Source organism: Flammeovirga sp. AWQ4_249 (genome assembly GCF_056161045.1).
This window is the reverse complement of sequence record NZ_JBSWYJ010000030.1, coordinates 30,380-49,754: the sequence shown is the minus strand read 5'-3', so window position 1 is coordinate 49,754 and position 19,375 is coordinate 30,380. Positions and strand designations below refer to the sequence as shown.

Below are 19,375 nucleotides of genomic sequence, written 5' to 3'. Positions count from 1 at the left end.
ACAGTAATAATAGTTATGGATTATAATTTAAATTTTCCACGTTTTGTTGTATTTGTAAATATTATACAATCAAGAAGGTGATTACCCTCATTGTGAACGAACATTTTTTTATATTTCAAAAATGAAACAGCGTTATTTTTGTGTATAGTGTTGATATACAAAATGGTATTTATTGAAAAATAAATTATGATTAAGTTGTTTTAAAATCTACATCTTAAAATATCTTAATATTCTCAGGTTCGAAATTTGAAAATTTTTAAAGAATTACACTTTATTTCTTAAATTTTGAAATATTTACTATCATAAATCATGTACTATAAAACAATTGGTGTAGTTTTGCGATTAAGACTTGACACTTGACGAATAACTTCTGTTATATGACCACAAAAGGATATAGAGAAATTAGTCATTTACTATCAAAACACATTAGACATCAAATCGAAGGTGATGTTAATGAACCAATTTTAGACCCAGAAAATGCAGATGATTTTTGGGGTAACTTAATAAGGTATTCTGATGGTATAAACTTGGCTATTATTAAGAATAAAGGTACCATAACCTCATTATCTCATCATTTAGAAAAAAGTATTACACCTTTTATTGCCTTAGGTAATTTTGAAGGTACTGTTCTTCCTGTCATTTTTTCAGTGAATAAAAAAGGAAAAACAGTGGCATCAATCATAGATGTTTTAGGACAAGCAACAGAATTAAATATCACTGTTGCTTTAGAAAATTTAATTCGACTAGAATCAGGCGATATTGAATATGCGATTCCTGTATCCAATAATCCGATGATTTCTGATGCTAAGACAAAAGAGAAAAGTAGTTCAATTTCGAGACTTTATCGTCTTTTATCCGCAGAGAAAAAAGATATTGGATACATTTATATATACGCCTTATTAATCTCATTATTAGGTCTTGTATTACCTCTTGGTGTACAAACAGTTATTGAGCTAATTGCAGGTGGAGTAGTGATTGATTCTATCACTGTAATGATCGGTTTAGTTATTGCCGTAACAATGTTTACTGGCGGTCTTCAAATCATGCAGTTGAAGTTGGTGGAGACCTTGCAACGAAGGGTTTTTGTCAAAGCAGCTTTTGAATTTGCCTTTCGTTTACCGAAAATTAAATTGGAATCATTAATAGGTAGTTATGCACCAGAGTTGATGAACCGATTTTTTGATGTACTGACGATTCAAAAGAGTTTACCAAAATTCTTAATAGATTTATCAGGTGCGATCTTACAAATTTTATTTGGTATGGTATTACTTTCATTCTACCATCCATTATTCATTGTTTTTGGTATCGTTCTCATCTCTTTATTGGTAATCTTGTTTTACTTTACAGGTCCTAAGGCCTTGGAAGCTAATATGGTAGAGTCAAAGTACAAGTATAAAGTTGTGCATTGGTTGGAAGAAATGGCAAGAACACTTTATTCATTCAAAATTGCCGGAGACACTTCTCTACCTGATGAGAGAACTGAAAAATTGACAAATCACTACCTATATTATAGATCAAAACAATTTAATGTTGTCATTAATCAATTCCTATATGTTTATGTTTTTAAAACACTAGTGACAGGTGGTTTATTAATTATTGGTTCTTGGTTAGTGATCAATCGTGAAATCAACTTAGGCCAATTTGTCGCATCAGAAATTGTGATTGTATTAGTACTTTCAGCTTCTGAAAAACTTGTTTTATCTATGGAAGTAGCTTACGATATGCTTACAGCAGTAGATAAAATTGCTCATGTGACGGATCTTCCTTTGGAACGTAAATATGGTTTGATCATTCCTGAGAAGGAAAGCAAAGGTTTAGAGGTGAAAGTTTCTGACCTTCATTTCCAATATCCAAATGGAACAAAGGCTTTAAACGGCGTTAATCTTCATATCAAAGAGGGAGAACGTTTTTGTCTATCAGGCTATAATTTCTCTGGTAAAGATACAATGGTATTAGCCTTGGCTAGTATGTTGGATGAATATCAAGGTGCGATTACGTATGACGATTATAACTTAAAAGACGTTGATTTAAATGGTATAAGAAATCTAATTTCTAAAAACCTGACTGAAGAGGAGTTATTCGATGGAACTATTCTTGAAAACATTACTATGGGTAAGAAAAATGTTACCTATGAAAATGTACTTTGGGCTATCAAAAATGTAGAACTTCTTGACTTTATTAATAAACAGCCTCAAGGGTTGAATACACCGCTTGTTGCAGGTGTACAAGTTTATCCAGAAAGTATTGCAATGCGTTTATTGTTAGCAAGATGTATTGTTGTACGACCAAAACTTTTAATTCTAAACAAAACATTCCAAGAGTTAGAAACGACACTAAGGTTGAAAATTCTTTCTTTCCTTATTGATAGAAACAATCCTTGGACACTCGTATTCGTCGGAAATGATCCTATCTTATCTTCACTTTGTGATCGTGTAGGCATCATGTCTGAAGGTAAAGTGGAAATTGTTGGAACTGCAGATGAAGTAAAGAAACATCAAGGTTTCAAAGAATGTTTTTTAACAAATTCAATTGACAATTAAATCAGAAAGTAATGTTAAACATCACACCAAAAAACTCTTCTGATCAACAAGAATTTGATAGAAGATATGGAACATTAAATACCCTTAATACACCTTCTGAAGCTAGAGTTTTAGCAAAATGGATTGTTGGTATTATGGTGATTGTTGTGATTTCAATGTTTTTGCCTTGGCAACAAAATATACGTGCAAGAGGGGAGATGACAGCCTTAATGCCACAAGATAGACCACAGAAAATTCAATGTCCAATTGATGGAACCATTGCAAAATGGAATGTTGCAGAAGGTCAAAAAGTGGATTCTGGACAGGTATTACTTACAATTGCAGAGGTAAAAGATAAATATATTGATCCTGATATGATTCTTCGTTTAGAAGAAGGTATCATGGCGAAAGGAGAAGCAATTGATGCTAAAAAGGATAAAGTTTCTGCTAAAGAACGTCAATTAAGAGCCCTTGAAGATGGTTTGGTTATAAAACTTAAACAATTTGATAACAAGATTCAGCAATCTTTATTAAAAGTAGAGAGTGATAGTAACGCTTGGGTGGCTTCTAAAGTAGATTTAAAAAATGCTGACCGACAATATAATGCCAATCAAGAATTATATTCTAAAGGACTGATTTCATTAACAAAATTAGAAGGTGTTCGTTCGAAATACCAACAATCAGTATCTAAGGAAGTTGCCTCTCGTACAAAATATGAAATGGCAATCAATGAATATCAAAACGCAATTCTAGGTAAGAATGTAACTAGAAATGAGATGTTGGATAAAATTGCTAAAACGGATTCTGAACTTAGTACTACACTTTCAGATATTGCAGATAGTGAAGGGGCATTAGCTAAAGCCAGAAATGAACTTTCAAGTATGGAATTAAGAGCAGGTATGCGTGTAATCCGTGCACCTCAAAGTGGTATTGTTGTTCAGGCTTTAAGTAGTGGTATTGGTGAGAACGTAAAAAGTGGTCAAGTATTGATGACGTTAGTACCAGAAAATCCACACCTTGCAGCAGCTATTTATGTGAAAACAATGGACGTTCCGCTAATCGAAGCAGGAAGACATGTTAGATTAAGATTTGATGGTTGGCCTTCTATCCAATTCTCGGGTTGGCCAAGTGTATCTGTTGGTACTTTTGGAGGTAAAGTAGAAGTGGTTGACTTTGTAAATCAACCTGATGGTACATTTAGAGTATTAATTACTCAAGATAAACATGATAAAGACGATGACTGGCCAAAAGAATTAAGAATGGGTACCGGTGTTTTCGGTTGGGTCATGTTAGAAGAAGTGCCAATTTGGTATGAACTATGGAGACAAATTAATGGTTTTCCTCCAAGTTTAAAAGATTACAAATCTTCTGGTAAAACTAAAGAAACAAAGAAATAATATGAGAGTAGTACTAATTGCTCTATTACTAAACTTATCATTTGTCTATCAATCTTTAAGTCAAGATAGTACAGCTGTTGCCAATGAAGCCTCATTGGATACAACAACTAGTGTCCTTTCTTTGGATGACTTATATGACCTGGTGATGATATATCATCCCGTAGCGAATCAAATTTCGTTATTGACAAAACAAGGTCTTCAACAAGTACGTTTAGGTAAAGGATATTCTGATCCGAAAATTTATTCTAAATACGACCAAAAAGTTTTTAAGGATAAAAATTATTATCAGAAATGGAATTCATATGCTAAAATTCCTGTTTGGGCAGGTTCCATTAATGTAGGATATGAAAGGAATGATGGTATTAACCTTAACCCAGAAAATGATACAGATAGTGGAAATGGTTTAATGTATATTGGGCTAGAATTACCTGTATTAAAAGGGTTATTGATGGACGAACGTAGGGCACAACTAAAAAAGGGTTTTGCCATGCAAAAGTTGACAGAAGCTGAACAAATCAAGTTAATCAATAAGTTGATTTTACAGATTGCAAAAGATTATTGGACATGGTATTATGCATTTCATCAATACAGACTTGCTGCTGAAGGTTACCAATTAGCAATTTTTAGAAAAGAAGCAGTTGATGAAAGAATCAAGCAAGGAGATTTAGCCAATGTTGACGGTACGGAAGCTTTGATTACTATTCAAGATAGAGAAATCAATCTAAAGATGTCAAAGTTAGAGTTGCAAAAAGCTAAACTTGTCCTCTCTAATCATTTGTGGAATGAAGATGGAAAACCTTTAGAACTGAATGATAATGTTCTACCTGAAGAGTTAGGAGTAGAAGTTTTACCTACATTGGAATCTTTATTAACCGAAGCGGCAGTAAAACATCCTGATATAGTAAAAATTCAAACGAAAACGACAATTTTAAATGTGGATCAGCGCCTTGCTAAAGAAGCAGTAAAGCCTGAATTAAATTTGAAATATAATTATTTAGGTACAACTCCTGTTGGTGGTTGGGAATATGGTTTGTCTGAAAACTATAAGTTTGGAGCCTCTTTTTCTATGCCTATTTTCTTACGTAAAGAAAGAGCAAAATTACAAATGACAAAGTTGAAAATTCAAAACAACGATTTGGAATTAGTAATGGCGAAAAGAGAGATTGAAAACAACATTCGAAAGGCTTTTCTAGCTGTACAGAATTATGTAGACTTGACAGATATGCAAAGAGAAATGTCAGAAAACTACCTTATTTTACTTCAGGGTGAAACAGAAAAGTTTGACGCAGGAGAAAGTTCTGTATTCTATATGAATGTACGTGAAGGTAAATTATTGGAGGCACAGACAAAACTATTTAAAATGAAAGCTGAGTATGCTAAATCTGTTGCGGAATTAAATTGGACGACAGGTATAGCACCAACTTTTTAAGTGACTCAAAAAGAAGAAAATAGATAAGGGATGAGCAATCATCCCTTTTTTCGTTCAAAAAAAATAAGAGTTGTCATATAATTTATTATTATTGTGCAACGTTATTAAACTAAACAGTCTAACGAAGTAAAACTAAATAATCATTCGTGATATTTTTTCAATTGCAATATTTACCTCATACGATCGCTATTGTGTTTTCAAATATGTCTTTCTATATAAATAAATTAATACTATTCATTGTCATTACTGTAATTACAAATACAGTCCATGCAAAATCACATCAAGATGCTGTCTATGTTCCCAAAAATGTGGAACAATCTATGGAATTATTGAGTGGTCATTTGACAAAGAATGAAAGTAATGATTATGATAAAGCGAAGAATATATATACTTGGATTACAAAAAACTTTCAATTAGATACAAGAGTAAAATCAAAATCTAAAAACGCTTCAATTCATCAAACTTTAAAAAGAAAAAGAGGATCAGCAGAAGACTTTTCTATATTGTTTGATTCATTATGTCACAATGCTGGTGTTGTAAGTAAGCAAATTGTAGGTTATACTTTTACGGAAAATAAACCTATTATTAAAGTATTATATCAACCCAATCATTATTGGAATGCAGTAATGATAGATTCTAGCTGGTATCATGTGGACTGTCTTTGGGGGAGTGATTTCGGGAGTGTAAAAAAATTGACTTTCAATGTTTTAGAAAATACTGTAAACTATGAAGTAAATCAAAGTGACAATTATGAGAAATATTTTTGTCCATTGCCACAAGATTTTATTAAAACACATTTGCCTTCTGATCCAAATTGGCAACTTTTACAAGAAAGCATAACTTCAAAGGAATTTATTCAAAATGACTTTTCTAGAGTTGGAAAAGCATTAAATCAAAATGAAATTTTAGACATATATAGTAGAATGGAGAATTCGAACTATCTATATGAAAGCTCTAAAAATTCGTTTGAATTCAATTCTAAAAACCATAAGCAATTGGCAATATCAAGCCTCAAAAAAGGGAAAAATATGGTCTTAGGAAATGATTATTCACAAAGAGAGATTGATGAACACTACCAACAGAAACAAATATATCTACACCAAGCTGCTTCTTCAGCTCTGTCATATAGAAGTAATGTTACATTATATTCTAAAATTGAACGTGAAGCATTTGTACTTTGGGTTAGACATAACATTGAAGTACCAACTACTAAGAGAAGTAAGTACATCAATAGGTATTTACTTGATAAGCAGAAAATTTCACAAAGAGAGAATTACTTGAGGAAGGTGTATCATAATGTGAAAAATTATGAAGACAAAGTTCGAAAGAAACATTATATGGTGCTTAGAAAGCCAAGAAGAAAAGTAGAAAAAGATCCTATTTACTTTAAAGTAACAAAAAAACAGATACTGGAATCAGATTCTATTATCCAGTCGCTAGAAGATCAGATTTATGATATAAAAAATATAAATGCAGCTTTAAAGGAAAAAAGAAAAGAACAATACTTAATTAAAAAATCTTTAAACTTTTCTCAAACTAGCTATTTACAACAATTTAAATTGCTTTTAGAAGTAGATGTGACTTTACAGGTAATTGGTCATCAATCATCACAAATAACAAAAGTGGATAACAGTATTGATATTTTGATTAAATCAATTAATTCTATCGATAAAGAGCTACAGATAAATAATATTGCTCTCTCGAAGTTAATTTCTAATATGAAAAGAGAAATTACAACAAAACAGAATCTATTAAGGGGTTTATATATCATGTCTAACGGTGAGGATGAATATAAAATCGAATATGATAATATTACTAATGTTTTGAAAAACGTCTTTTACGAGCAAACGATAGCTAAAAGAGAAGATTATAAAGCTTTGGTTTGGGAATTCGAGGCAATTAAAGAAGAAAACGAAGAACTGAAAAGGCAACAAAAAATAATTAAAGAGTTGACCAAGATAAAGTCGTCTTTTCATAAAGAAAAAATAGAAATGATCTCTAAAAGAGAACTTAGTGAAAAGAAATTCTGTGATGATATCACAAAGGCAGTGTATAGTTATTTAAGTGAGTTTAAAACACAGAAAAGACAGACTCTATAAGATTCGTTTTAAGTTGGATATAAAAAGGGGACCTCATAAAAAATGAGTCCCCTTTTTTTAGGCTATTAGAGGTAAGTTATCTAAGCATACTCTAAAAGATCTTTAGCTTTCTCATTGCCTTCCGTAGTGATTTGGGCAAAAATCCCTTTAGGACTTTTTTCAATTGAATGAACATAGCCTCTGCTATGTAATTCTTCAATCATTTGCTCCAATTCGGGTGTAGATGCTTTTATCCCAAATTGACGGACAATTGTTTGTAAGGAAGCACCATAATTCAGGCAAATTCCAGCTAGAAGTTTGGTAATTTTAGATTCAGTTGACATGTTAACTTGGTAATAATAATAAATAGTGTATGCAAGTATATTTATTTATATCTATCTAAGAAAATGAGATAAATCATTTTTGCACAATAGTCCTAATTTTTGACTTATTTTCCTTGTTTATTATCAAATATTTGAAATAGTTAACGAAAATGATTACCGAAATCCGTTGCATTTTTGTCAGAACTGATTGTATTATACTTTATAACTGTAACATTTACAATTAATTAAATGTATTAGGGTTACAAGTACTTGCCTATAATTTATCTAATGTTTAAATGAAACAATTTTATTACACAACTCTTATGAAACACAACAGTCGGTTAGTCATTATACTATTAAGCATATGCTTTTTAGTATTTTTTGAAGGAGAAAGATTAAAACAAAGTATCAATTGGGGTAACAGCCCTCCTGATAATTCTGTAAGAGAAATTATCTTTTCTATGAATGATAATGGAAATGTACAATTGTATGTGGTAAAAGATGATACTAAATAATGTAATACATATATAAATAAGTCTATGGCATTACTGTTATAAAGAGAAGAGGAATTCTATGAATATTATTTTGTGGGATTCCTTTTTTAATGAAAAGGTAGAATGGAAATACATTAGCGACAAAATCTCCAAAATAATCTTTGATTTCGTCGCTTGAATGTACAATTGCTTCGCAAATTTATAGATTAATTAGGGTTTTTCAAATCCTTATTCTAAACATAGTCTAATCACTTTTTTTAAAACAATGAATCTGAATGTTTTGTATTTTCTTAGGGAAAAGAATAGTACTGTATTAAGGTGAAATTTGATTTTATTTTAAAAAATAGTTGAGATTATGTATCCTTTTTTTGTTAACAGCCGTTTAGTCTAGTATCAAAGTTAAACTAATTTTAATGTGATGAGTATACAATCAAAATCATTACAAATAGTAAAAGCACTTGAACCTGGATCATATCATTCTCTAAATGTTTTAGTAAAAGTGTTAGGCATACCTACTTCAACTAGTGAGTTGAAAAAAATATCACATACATTATGTAGGAATGGCCTTATTGAAGCTGTTGTAGACCAAAATGATATTAAAGTAATACTTACCTCAGAAGGAATTGAAGTATTACCCTATTTATAAAAATTTTAAAGGTACTTTTTTAGTGCCTTTTTTTATGTGTGAAAACGAATCATCATTTAAAAAAAATATCTTTTTTATTAATCAATAAATACATATTAAGTAGCTGAATAACAATAATATGTGATTTAGTGTAGACTCTCATTATACTATATCATATTTGCTGTATACTGTATTTAGGTAGTAATCAGAATGATAAAACCTTGTATGTACTTTACATTTGGGTGAAATGAAATTAAAAACTATCCAAATATGAAAAGTAAATTAATAAGTTATTTCAGTATCGCTATAGCTGCATTTGTAACAACTGGTTGTGTCCAAAGCCAAGCTATTAATGGTACTCCAAAATCTGATGCTAAAGTAAAAGTCATTACAACAGCATCGAATACGAAATTACGTTTAGTGGAAACTGAAACAAAGTCTTTCCAAACAGCAGATCAACCAATGGAAACTGAAGTTTCTGTATTTGTCAATCCAAATAAATCATTTCAAACATTTTTAGGTATTGGTGGAGCCATCACAGATGCGTCTGCTGAAGTTTGGGCAAAATTACCTAATGATAAGAAGAAAGAATTAATCAAAGCTTATTACAGTACTGAAGGAATCAATTATTCTTTATTGAGAACACCTATACATAGCTGTGATTTTTCACCATATTCTTATACTTATATTGAGGAAGGTGATAAAGATTTAAAAACTTTTTCAATTAAACATGATCTAGAATTCAGAATTCCAATGATCAAAGAAGCTATTACATCTAGTGGTGGTGCTATCACTACTTATGCTTCCCCTTGGTCTCCACCAGCATTTATGAAAGGGAAGAAAGATATGTTGAAAGGCGGATCTCTTTTACCTGAATTTTATCAATCATGGGCAAATTACTATGTGAGATTTATAGAGGAATATGAAAAACAAGGAATTCCAATGTGGGGTGTGACTATTCAAAATGAACCAATGGCAACGCAAAAGTGGGAATCTTGTATCTATACTGCTGAGCAAGAAAGAGATTTCTTGAAAAATTATTTAGGCCCAACTTTCGAGAAAGCAGGTATGTCTGATAAAAATATTGTGGTTTGGGATCATAATAGAGATTTAATTTCTCACCGTGCTAATGTTATTTTTGATGACCCAGATGCTGCAAAATATGCTTGGGGAATTGGTATGCATTGGTATGAAACATGGACTGGAAGTATAGAAATGCAGGCAAATTTGGATAATATTCAAGATTCATATCCTGATAAAAATATATTATTTACAGAAGGTTGCCAAGAAGGTTTTGATGCTAAACACTATCAGAGATGGAGTAATGCAGAACGTTATGGTCGAAATATGATCAATGATTTTAACCAAGGTACAGTGGGTTGGACAGATTGGAATATTCTGTTAGATCAGACTGGAGGTCCTAATCATGTCAACAATTTATGTTTTGCACCAATCCATGCAGATGTTACTAAGGGAGAATTAATTTATACTCCATCTTATTACTATATCGGTCATTTCTCAAAATATATCAAGCCAGGTGCTCAACGTATTAGTACTACAGCTAGTAGAAGTATGCTTCTTAGTACTTCATTTAGAAATGAAGATGGATCAATTGCTACAATTGTCATGAATGAAACGGATAAAGATATGAAGTATAATTTCATTGTTGGAAGTGATGAAGTGGAGGTAGAAATTCCTGCTCATGCTATTCAAACTTTATTATACAATGCAGATGTGAAAGTTCAGTAACGATTTTTTCATTTAAGGAAAGCCTGTTAGTCCAGTACTAATAGGCTTTTTTTATTTTAAAAATTATAATAAAATATGTGGAATTCTTTATTTCAATACACTAAAATTAATAATTTTGCAGACTATTAAATGAGAATATCAAGAATTTAGAACTTCCATATGACAAGCAACTACAATCAAACTTTAGGGCAATTATTTGTATTTACCCTTATCTTTTTGGGTTTTGCCAATCTAAGTCATGGTCAATTATTATCACATGACCATAAACATTTTACAGAGCAAGATACCTTGAGAGGTAGTATTACTCCTGAAAGAGAGTGGTGGGATCTAGGATATTACCATCTTGATATTGAAGTAATACCAACAGAAAAATACATCAAAGGTAGTAACACCATTGAATATTCAGTATTAAAAGAATATCAAACAATTCAGATTGATCTTCAAGAACCAATGAAGATTAGTAAAATTACTCAAGATGATAAGGATTTAAAATTCAATAGAAACGGAAATGCATTTTTTGTTGAATTAGAGAAAAAACAAAATATTGGTGATGTCAATAGTATTGTAGTCTATTATGAAGGTCATCCTCGTGAAGCAGTGCGTGCACCTTGGGATGGTGGTTTTACCTGGACTAAGGATCTTGATGGAAATGACTTTATTGCTACTTCTTGTCAAGGTTTAGGAGCAAGTGTTTGGTGGCCGTTAAAAGATCATATGTACGATGAAGTAGACTCGATGAAAATTTCTGTTGAAGTACCACAACATCTTATGGATGTATCAAATGGACGTCTAATAGCAGTCAAAAAGAATAGAAAAAAGAAAACAAAAACTTATCATTGGTTTGTAGATAATCCAATTAACAATTACGGTGTGAACGTCAATATTGGAGATTATACTCACTTTAATGATGTTTATAATGGAGAGAATGGAGAATTGACTTTGGATTATTATGTATTAAAAGGTAATCTGGAAAGAGCTAAAGAACAATTCAAGCAAACAAATCAAATGTTAGAAGCATTTGAACATTGGTTTGGTCCTTACCCTTTTTATGAAGATGGTTTTAAATTAGTTGAGGTGCCATATTTGGGTATGGAACACCAAAGTTCTGTGACATATGGGAATAAATACCAAAACGGATATCTAGGAAGAGATCTAAGTCAGACAGGTTGGGGATTAAAGTTCGATTTTATCATTATCCATGAAGCAGGTCATGAATGGTATGCTAATAATATTACGAATAAAGATATTGCAGATATGTGGATTCATGAAAGTTTTACGGCTTATTCTGAATCACTATTTTTGGATTATTTTTATGGCAAAGAAGCTGGACAAGAATATGTAAGAGGAACCCGTTCAAATATTCAAAATGATACCCCAATTATTGGAGAGTATGATGTCAATGCTGAAGGTTCAGGTGATATGTATTATAAAGGAGCCAACATGTTGAACATGATTCGTCAAATTGCAGCTAATGATACTTTATGGTTAGCAACACTTCGTGGGATGAATAAAAAATTCTATCATAAAACTGTTGATACACAAGAAATTGAAAATTTTATGGTAGAGAATTTAAATAAAAACCTTAAGCCAATATTTGATCAATACTTACGAACTACAATTATACCTACTTTTGAATATCGTATCTTGAATGGATATCTTTTCTATAGATATAGTAATTGTATTCCTAAATTTGAAATGGAATTGGATGTGAAAATTAATGGCTCAGAACAGCGTCTAAAAGTAAATAGTCAATGGCAAGCAATTGAACTTAAAGAAGAGTTGAATAGCTTAGAAGTGAATGAAAATTACTATATAGGCACAATGCAAATCAAATAATATGAAGAAGAAAGGAGGATTTATAGTTCTCCTTTTTTTGTTCTTTGTAATATTCTATATAGTTTTAACTATTATTTTTTTTAAACTCAACTATCATGTTAAGCAAACTTTCTAAAATTTATAATGAGAATTATAGTGTTTCATTTTTATTTCTTGTTCTAGTTATTCAACTGATTTGTAAACCTTTTATTGAACTACCTTTTGATGGTTCAGTAACACCTGAGGTTTATGTTATGATTCCTCTTTTGACAGGAATAATCAATTGTCTTTTAAACAAAAATCTAAAAAGTACATATTGGAAACTCTATGGTATATCAATTATTGTTCATATCATTTTTGATTGGACTAATTATTTTTTCTGGGAAAATGATGGTAATGCTCGCGGGTTGACTTTGTTTATAGCAAGGTTTGAAATTTTATACTATATCGTTTACTTATTAATTAGTAATCTTTGGATAGTACTGGTTTCTAATATTGATTTACTGAAATTTACTTCTATTGATAATATTCTTAGAACAAATCAGAAGAAAGGATATTTATTACTTCTATTTTCTTTGATGATATCATATACAATATCGCAAATATATATATCATTTTTTCATACCATAGAATATGGATTAGGAACTGATAAATACTTTATTGAACCTATTACGTTTTCGAGTCCTATTGAGGAAATCAAAGAGAGATTTATTACTCCATTTATTTTTTATTGTTTGTTGACTCCTATACTATTAGTAATTGGTTTGCAGGTATTAAATCAGAAAAATATTAATGGCTTATCAAGTATTCTTTTGGTATGTCTTTTTGCTTTGGTAGAACCAATAAGTTCTCATTTCCTCTCCTATTATGAAGGATATAATTACTATCATTTCAAAATTGTCAATGGATTTTTCTATAACCTAACGATGCTAGTCTCATTAGTTTATTTAACAAATCGTGTAAATCTATATGTAGGCGTTTTAGGATTCATATTAATACAAACCATTAATAACTACGTTATTAAAATATTTACTATTTTCTATGTATATGGTGATTTTTATACATTGAGTTTAAATGACTTAATACCAATGTATCCGGATTATGCTGTTATTATCTTACCATTAATATATTGGGTTTTATCGAATTCAATCTTTAAAGAAAGCTCTATTGATAATAAAGTGATAGTAGATTAATGACCTTTGAATTGAATTTTCATCAACCTAAAAAATAAAAATTTACATAAAAAGGGAGAACGTATCAAGATTACGTTCTCCCTTTTTATGTTTGTAGATGTTAAGGAATACAAGAAAAAAAGATCAGTGGAAGAGATGTTCTGTACTATAGGGCATCTCTTTTTGTTTTAAACAAAAAAAAAGCAAACAACTGTATGCTGTTTGCTTCTTCATCAATACCATAAAGATTTATTGATTTTTAAATTCATGGTATTCGATAATTTTTGATCCTTGAGTGATGTATAGATATTTTAATTTATGATGTCTATCAAAACCTGTAGAATAACTATAATCTTTATTATAAGTTACTGTATACAAAACTTCAGTTTTATTTTCAATAAGAAAATCACCGTTTTTAAATACACAATTTAAGTGACGTTGATGATTATCTCTCAAACGTTTGTTGATTTTGTTTACAATTTCATCTGGGTTGTTTGTTTCGTTACTTATAATTTCAGTATACTCAGCATTTGCAACAGAAGGAGAAAGGTGAAATCCTAGTGCAAAAACAGAAAGCATGAGAAATAAGGCAAAGGGTGTAAAGTTCTTCATGAGTTAGGGTAAGGATGAATATAATTGATAACAATATCGAAAGTAAAATATTTTTTTTTTAATTCAAAACGCTGATTATTAATATTTTACATTAATTGTACTATTCAAATATTTTCATTGCATTTTAAAAATATCATTAAGTTTTGTTAGTACTTTTCAAAGAAACTGTTTACGTTCATTCAATAAAAAAGTAATTTTTCTTACATCAACACAATAGCCGTTTTGTAACCAAAAAAAAGCACTTCCGTTATGCGCGGAAGTGCTTTTGTATATTGAAGTAAATACGATGTAATTACTAGAATTTCATTTTTAAACCAAATGAATAAGTTCTACCTACACCCATGTAGTAAGTTCCCATTGTTGGTTGACCAGCTTCAGATAATCCACCTTCTTGACCTTGAACGATATAGTCTTCATCAAGTAAGTTATTGATATTACCATTGGCAGTAAAGTCTAATTTACCAATTTTGAAGCTATACATGATACCAAGATCTACTAAGAAGTACGAAGGGATTTCATATACACCTGCAGATTCGTAAGAAGGATCGATACGATCTTCAACATCATAATCTGCATATAAGTTACCGAAGTAGTTTACATCACCCATTAAACGTAGTTTAGGTAGTACTTCGTAAGAAACATTAATTGCAGCTGTAGTTTGTGCAGCGTTACCTACTTTCAGCCCTTCTAAGTAAAGTGTTTGAGTATCACCGATTGGTTGGTTGTTGTCATCAAAGAATTGAACTCCATCGATATCATCCATCCATTCCCAGTTACCAAGTGAAAGCATACCACCTACAGTTAACTTTTTAGTGATTTGATATTTAGCATCAACTTCGATACCCATATGACGAGCATTTACACCTAATAAGTTAGCATCGAACCAGTTACCTGTTTCAGGATCTTGCCATGAAGCTGTAGTAGTTCTGTCTTTCCACATTGTGTAGTAACCATTCACGTTTAATGAGAAACCACTTCTACGGTATCCGTATCCAACTTCACCACTGTAGATTGTTTCATTCTTAGCCTCAGGATTTAAGTTGTTACCATGGTTGATGTAAACTGCATCAAAGAATGGTTGACGTGAGATAAAACCACCATTAACGAATACATTGTGGTGATCATCAATGTTGTAGTTTGCACCTGCTTTTACTGAACCACCGAAGAAACTAGCCCAATCAGTAGACTCTGTATTTTCGTAACCTAAGTAATCAATACGCTTATAAGCTTGGTGTGAAGCAGCTACTGAAGCAAAAGCAGATAATTTATCTTTAGAGTATTCGATTTGACCGAATAAACCTTGCCATTGTACTAGACCGTCATTTGAGTAAGAGAAAGTATCTCCTTCTTCAACATGTTGTCCTTGACCACCAAAAGCATATTTGTCATCATAGTATTCACCACCCATTAAATCTTCAATTGTACGGTAGTGGTTACCCATATAGTATCTTAAATCAAGACCTCCAGTAAACGTCCAGTTGTCATTTATCTCGTGAGTTAAAGTAGATAATGCACCTGTCCAGAAGTGTTCGTTTTTAGAATCATAGATTACTGATTTCGAAGATCCGTCGTCATTAACGTTATTATCGATAAAGTCATCCCACTCAACTAAACCAGTTTCTTCATTTCTGTAGTTATTTGTGTAGTTTGAACCAGTAATACCAGTTCCTCCACCTCTACCGATAGAAACATAAACTGCAGTTGACAAATCTGTTTTCTCATTGATTGTCCAGTAGTGGTTCAATGACATTTGAGGTTTGTGGTAGTGGTTAGTTTCAGCATTGAAAGCTTCACCTTCTCTGTAACCCCAGTCTTTGTTGTATCTTTTACCATACTTATCATACTCTTCTTCAGTCAAACGTGATTGTCTCTGACCGTGGTCTTGAGGAGCACCAAAAGCAGTGAATGATAATGTATGTTTGTCGTTTATTTGCTTTGAAATATTCGCAAAGTAAGAGTATCCAGTAAATTCAGTACCATCTACATAACCGTTACCTTGAGAACGAGAACCTAAAACTGTAACAGCCCAACCGTTATCCATAAGACCAGTTGATAAAGATAAACCAGTTTTGTAGTAACCATCGTTACCCATACCAGCATATACTGAACCACCTTTTTGAGCATCAGTTGTTTTTGTTACAATGTTAACAGTACCACCAACTGAAGGAACAGCTAATTTCGAAGCACCTAAGCCTCTTTGTACTTGCATTGTTTTTGTAACATCACCTAAACCAGCCCAGTTTGACCAGTATACAGTACCGTTTTCCATGTCATTAACAGGAACACCATTAACCATTACTGCAACGTTTTGAGAATCAAAACCACGTAATGCGATTCTTGAGTCACCAAAACCACCACCTGCACCAGATACATATACACCTGGAGAAGATTTTAATACTGCTGGGAAATCTTGGTTACTTAATTTAGCTTCGATTTCTTCAACACCAACTGATGATACAGCTACAGGTGTTTTACGATCAATAGCTACAGAAGCTAATACTTCTACTTCACTTAGACCAATTGCATCAGTCTCAAGAGCAATTTGCCCTAAATCAATTGTAGATCCATTTAAGGTTACTTCTTTTTTGAAAGATTTCATCCCAACGAAAGAGATGAGTACAGTTTGCTTGTCAGTTAACTTTGATTCAAATGCAAAGTTGCCATCAAAATCAGAGATAGCTCCTGTTGTTGTACCAATGATTGAAACATTAGCACCGATTACTGGTTCATTCGTTGATGAATCAACCAAGTTACCTTTTATAGTCGTTTGTGCTTTAACTACAAAAGCACTTAACATAAAAAACGCTAGGATGAAAGGTAAAAAGCTCCTTTTAAACATTATTATATTTGATTAGGTAAATAATATTAGGTTTAGATCTGTGATCTGAGTGCAAAACAACGGAACTAATGTGAACTAAATGTTTCTATTTAACTTTGTTGATTTTATTTCACAAAATTTAAAACAGAAATTGAAACATTGTTGTTTTTAGAGCTTTTTAACGTTAAAATAAAGTAAAACTAATATGTATTATATAAAATTATATGTTGCTTTAATACACTTTTTAATATATCATAATGCTTTTTTTAGGTACAAAAACTCCTTTTATATTTGTTTCTTTTCTACTTTAAAAAAGCTATTATTCCATAAGCTTATATTATTCTTCAATTCAAGAATAACACAAAATATTATCTACTTCTAAGTTCGCTTTTTAATGTAATCCATTAAATTTTAACAAAATGATAAATGTATATGAAAAACATGACATAAGTCATTTTTGTCACCTTAAACTCTCATTTTTAAAGTTTGATATATAAAACGCCTTATTTATAATTTTTATGGATTATATGCTTTACGTTGTTTTAGTATTTTGAGGAGTGAAAAGAAAAGCAAATCCTCTATTTTATTTTTTTGGATGTAATGGGTCAAAGCCAAAACTACACCCAATTTGGATCTGTAATTCGGTTTGGAATCTATTTCTTGTGTTAGGATCCACGTTTGCTTGATCAAAATAATGATTACTTGCATCCGAATATGCGACGAAAATATGCAAATTGAATTCTTTATCTTCCCAAGGGTAATATTCTAGGGCTGCAGCATAAGTAAGCATTACAGATTTCTCAACTGTTTCTTGCTCATCTGTAATTGGGTCAGTCACTACCACTCCATTGGAAGTATCATCAAATTTTACAGTATCAAGAATAAATTTGACAAATGGTCTGAAGTGCTTTCCATTGTATTTTAATCGTAATGGCATAGAATAAAAAGTACCATTTTTATGAAAATTGGGCATATTTCGAGCTGATATAAAATCGGTATCTAACCAAAATGTTTTGAAGTCCCATTGAAGTCCAAAAGAATAAGCATAGGGTAGGCCATTGAAATAATCATAACTACTTAGTGTCGCTACATTAGAATAAACTTTCAAGAAATCTTTCTTAATATATCCCCACCAAAAAATATTGTACTGCAAAGCTTGTATTTTATTGCCTAGTGAATCGACTTCTGTAGTACCATTTACAGCTTGAAAAGCGATTCTTTGTCCAGGTCTAGGGTTATATTCTATGTGCACACCCGTTTTCCAAAGCCTTACATTATTATTGACATAGGAATATTTGTACACATCATAAGGCCAATATTGTTGTTCCATTGTACCGTAACCATAGAAGAACTTACCTACTTTAAAAAGCCATTTATTATTATTTGTAGTGTAATTAATAGTAGCCACTTGAATATTATTCATCAGGTTACTATCATCAACACCTTCTCTGTTAAATGCTTGTCGATAATTGAATGTAAGGTTATCAGAAATTTTACCATTCAACATAAATAATAAAGAAGACATTCGAAATCTTTTGTCATCCAAGAAGTTTGGACTGTCACGTCCATATCGAAGACTTCTATAATCGAATCGTCCATTTATAGGCATAGACAGACTATTGATGAAGTTTTTCCATCCATCTTCAGCACCTTCGTGCGATGTTTCTTGAGCATAAATACTATGAGATAGAAGTGAAAGTATCATCACTGTCAATATGAAACTGATTATAGATTTGATAATAGACGTGTACATTGTAATAATTGGCTTTACTTAAAAATCGTAGCTTTTATGCTATTTTGGGTCTTAGAATTTACGAACTGATAACGCTACTTTTACTTGAATCATTCAAAATTTTGGGTGTATAATGAGGAATCATGAATAGTATTATACTCTATCTGTGATAACTACAATTCAATGTTATTGGAATAAGTAATTTAATTTCTATTTCAATAGGTTAGTTTTAAGGGCAAAAAAATGAGTCACTTTATAAATAAAATGACTCATTTCAATTAGAAGCTTAACAATGCTTCTTCATATTTATCTTTGACTTCAATTATTAAATCAAATCCTGATATCTTTAATATATCTTTAACGACTTCATTTGCTTCGCAGACAATAAATTTACCGTTGACAGCTTTAATACTTTTGGAAGCGGCTAAAAATATTCTTAATCCAGAACTGCTCATATACGGAACATCTTTAAGATTCAGTAAGATCTTATGTTTCCCTTCATTAATCAAGGTATTAATCTTTTGATCAACAACTGGAGATGTACTTGCATCCAAGAATCCATTGACATGTACAACTGAGATGTCTTTCACATTTATTACTTCAATTTCCATT

Annotated in this window: 14 protein-coding genes; 9 read left to right on the top strand and 5 right to left on the bottom strand. The window is 31.3% G+C overall.

What is annotated here, in order from left to right:
- Nucleotides 1-377 precede the first annotated feature (377 nt).
- The 4 genes from ACXAHM_RS18940 (at nt 378) to ACXAHM_RS18925 (ending at nt 7,444) form a co-directional block, all read left to right on the top strand.
- Entirely contained in the window at nt 378-2,540 is a 2,163-nt protein-coding gene (locus tag ACXAHM_RS18940; RefSeq protein WP_474963176.1) for a peptidase domain-containing ABC transporter, read from the top strand.
- Between the two features lie 11 nt (nt 2,541-2,551).
- Nucleotides 2,552-3,916 carry an HlyD family secretion protein gene (locus tag ACXAHM_RS18935; protein ID WP_474963172.1) on the top strand — a complete coding sequence of 455 codons (1,365 nt, stop codon included), beginning with the start codon at nt 2,552-2,554 and terminating at the stop codon, nt 3,914-3,916.
- Between the two features lies 1 nt (nt 3,917).
- Complete coding sequence (locus ACXAHM_RS18930) at nt 3,918-5,345, top strand: TolC family protein (RefSeq protein WP_474963168.1); 1,428 nt, start codon at nt 3,918-3,920, stop codon at nt 5,343-5,345.
- A 203-nt stretch (nt 5,346-5,548) separates the two neighbouring features.
- The gene (locus ACXAHM_RS18925; RefSeq protein WP_474963164.1) at nt 5,549-7,444 is read left to right on the top strand and encodes a transglutaminase domain-containing protein; all 1,896 of its coding nucleotides are present in this window, start codon (nt 5,549-5,551) and stop codon (nt 7,442-7,444) included.
- An 80-nt stretch (nt 7,445-7,524) separates the two neighbouring features.
- On the opposite strand, the gene ACXAHM_RS18920 is transcribed toward ACXAHM_RS18925, so the two are convergent.
- Entirely contained in the window at nt 7,525-7,767 is a 243-nt protein-coding gene (locus ACXAHM_RS18920) for a hypothetical protein (protein ID WP_474963160.1), read from the bottom strand.
- A 302-nt stretch (nt 7,768-8,069) separates the two neighbouring features.
- Between ACXAHM_RS18920 and ACXAHM_RS18915 the strand changes: the two genes are divergently transcribed.
- The 5 genes from ACXAHM_RS18915 (at nt 8,070) to ACXAHM_RS18895 (ending at nt 13,622) form a co-directional block, all read left to right on the top strand.
- Nucleotides 8,070-8,261, top strand: coding sequence for a hypothetical protein (locus ACXAHM_RS18915; protein WP_474963157.1), 192 nt, complete (start codon nt 8,070-8,072; stop codon nt 8,259-8,261).
- Between the two features lie 397 nt (nt 8,262-8,658).
- Nucleotides 8,659-8,886: a hypothetical protein gene (locus ACXAHM_RS18910; protein ID WP_474963155.1), complete on the top strand. Its 228-nt coding sequence runs from the start codon at nt 8,659-8,661 to the stop codon at nt 8,884-8,886.
- Between the two features lie 249 nt (nt 8,887-9,135).
- On the top strand, nt 9,136-10,614 hold the full coding sequence (locus ACXAHM_RS18905; protein ID WP_474963151.1) for a glycoside hydrolase family 30 protein: 1,479 nt from the start codon (nt 9,136-9,138) through the stop codon (nt 10,612-10,614).
- A gap of 159 nt (nt 10,615-10,773) precedes the next feature.
- Nucleotides 10,774-12,450 (top strand): M1 family metallopeptidase, encoded by a 1,677-nt coding sequence (locus tag ACXAHM_RS18900; protein WP_474963148.1) that lies wholly within the window; start codon nt 10,774-10,776, stop codon nt 12,448-12,450.
- A gap of 95 nt (nt 12,451-12,545) precedes the next feature.
- The gene (locus ACXAHM_RS18895; protein WP_474963145.1) at nt 12,546-13,622 is read left to right on the top strand and encodes a hypothetical protein; all 1,077 of its coding nucleotides are present in this window, start codon (nt 12,546-12,548) and stop codon (nt 13,620-13,622) included.
- A gap of 228 nt (nt 13,623-13,850) precedes the next feature.
- On the opposite strand, the gene ACXAHM_RS18890 is transcribed toward ACXAHM_RS18895, so the two are convergent.
- The 4 genes from ACXAHM_RS18890 to ACXAHM_RS18875 all read right to left on the bottom strand — a co-directional run bounded on the left by ACXAHM_RS18890 (nt 13,851) and on the right by ACXAHM_RS18875 (nt 19,374).
- The gene (locus ACXAHM_RS18890) at nt 13,851-14,213 is read right to left on the bottom strand and encodes a hypothetical protein (protein ID WP_474963141.1); all 363 of its coding nucleotides are present in this window, start codon (nt 14,211-14,213) and stop codon (nt 13,851-13,853) included.
- A gap of 295 nt (nt 14,214-14,508) precedes the next feature.
- A complete protein-coding gene (locus tag ACXAHM_RS18885; RefSeq protein ID WP_474963139.1) occupies nt 14,509-17,010 on the bottom strand; it encodes a TonB-dependent receptor in 2,502 nt (833 codons plus the stop codon).
- A gap of 604 nt (nt 17,011-17,614) precedes the next feature.
- Complete coding sequence (locus tag ACXAHM_RS18880; RefSeq protein ID WP_474963137.1) at nt 17,615-18,736, bottom strand: hypothetical protein; 1,122 nt, start codon at nt 18,734-18,736, stop codon at nt 17,615-17,617.
- A gap of 305 nt (nt 18,737-19,041) precedes the next feature.
- Entirely contained in the window at nt 19,042-19,374 is a 333-nt protein-coding gene (locus ACXAHM_RS18875; protein WP_474963135.1) for an STAS domain-containing protein, read from the bottom strand.
- Nucleotide 19,375: the final 1 nt, after the last annotated feature.

Coding starts and splice junctions, on each gene's coding strand:
- ACXAHM_RS18940 (WP_474963176.1), top strand. CDS start 378: ATGACCACAAAAGGATATAGAGAAATTAGTCATTTACTATCAAAACAC.
- ACXAHM_RS18935 (WP_474963172.1), top strand. CDS start 2,552: ATGTTAAACATCACACCAAAAAACTCTTCTGATCAACAAGAATTTGAT.
- ACXAHM_RS18930 (WP_474963168.1), top strand. CDS start 3,918: ATGAGAGTAGTACTAATTGCTCTATTACTAAACTTATCATTTGTCTAT.
- ACXAHM_RS18925 (WP_474963164.1), top strand. CDS start 5,549: ATGTCTTTCTATATAAATAAATTAATACTATTCATTGTCATTACTGTA.
- ACXAHM_RS18920 (WP_474963160.1), bottom strand. CDS start 7,767: ATGTCAACTGAATCTAAAATTACCAAACTTCTAGCTGGAATTTGCCTG.
- ACXAHM_RS18915 (WP_474963157.1), top strand. CDS start 8,070: ATGAAACACAACAGTCGGTTAGTCATTATACTATTAAGCATATGCTTT.
- ACXAHM_RS18910 (WP_474963155.1), top strand. CDS start 8,659: ATGAGTATACAATCAAAATCATTACAAATAGTAAAAGCACTTGAACCT.
- ACXAHM_RS18905 (WP_474963151.1), top strand. CDS start 9,136: ATGAAAAGTAAATTAATAAGTTATTTCAGTATCGCTATAGCTGCATTT.
- ACXAHM_RS18900 (WP_474963148.1), top strand. CDS start 10,774: ATGACAAGCAACTACAATCAAACTTTAGGGCAATTATTTGTATTTACC.
- ACXAHM_RS18895 (WP_474963145.1), top strand. CDS start 12,546: ATGTTAAGCAAACTTTCTAAAATTTATAATGAGAATTATAGTGTTTCA.
- ACXAHM_RS18890 (WP_474963141.1), bottom strand. CDS start 14,213: ATGAAGAACTTTACACCCTTTGCCTTATTTCTCATGCTTTCTGTTTTT.
- ACXAHM_RS18885 (WP_474963139.1), bottom strand. CDS start 17,010: ATGTTAAGTGCTTTTGTAGTTAAAGCACAAACGACTATAAAAGGTAAC.
- ACXAHM_RS18880 (WP_474963137.1), bottom strand. CDS start 18,736: ATGATACTTTCACTTCTATCTCATAGTATTTATGCTCAAGAAACATCG.
- ACXAHM_RS18875 (WP_474963135.1), bottom strand. CDS start 19,374: ATGGAAATTGAAGTAATAAATGTGAAAGACATCTCAGTTGTACATGTC.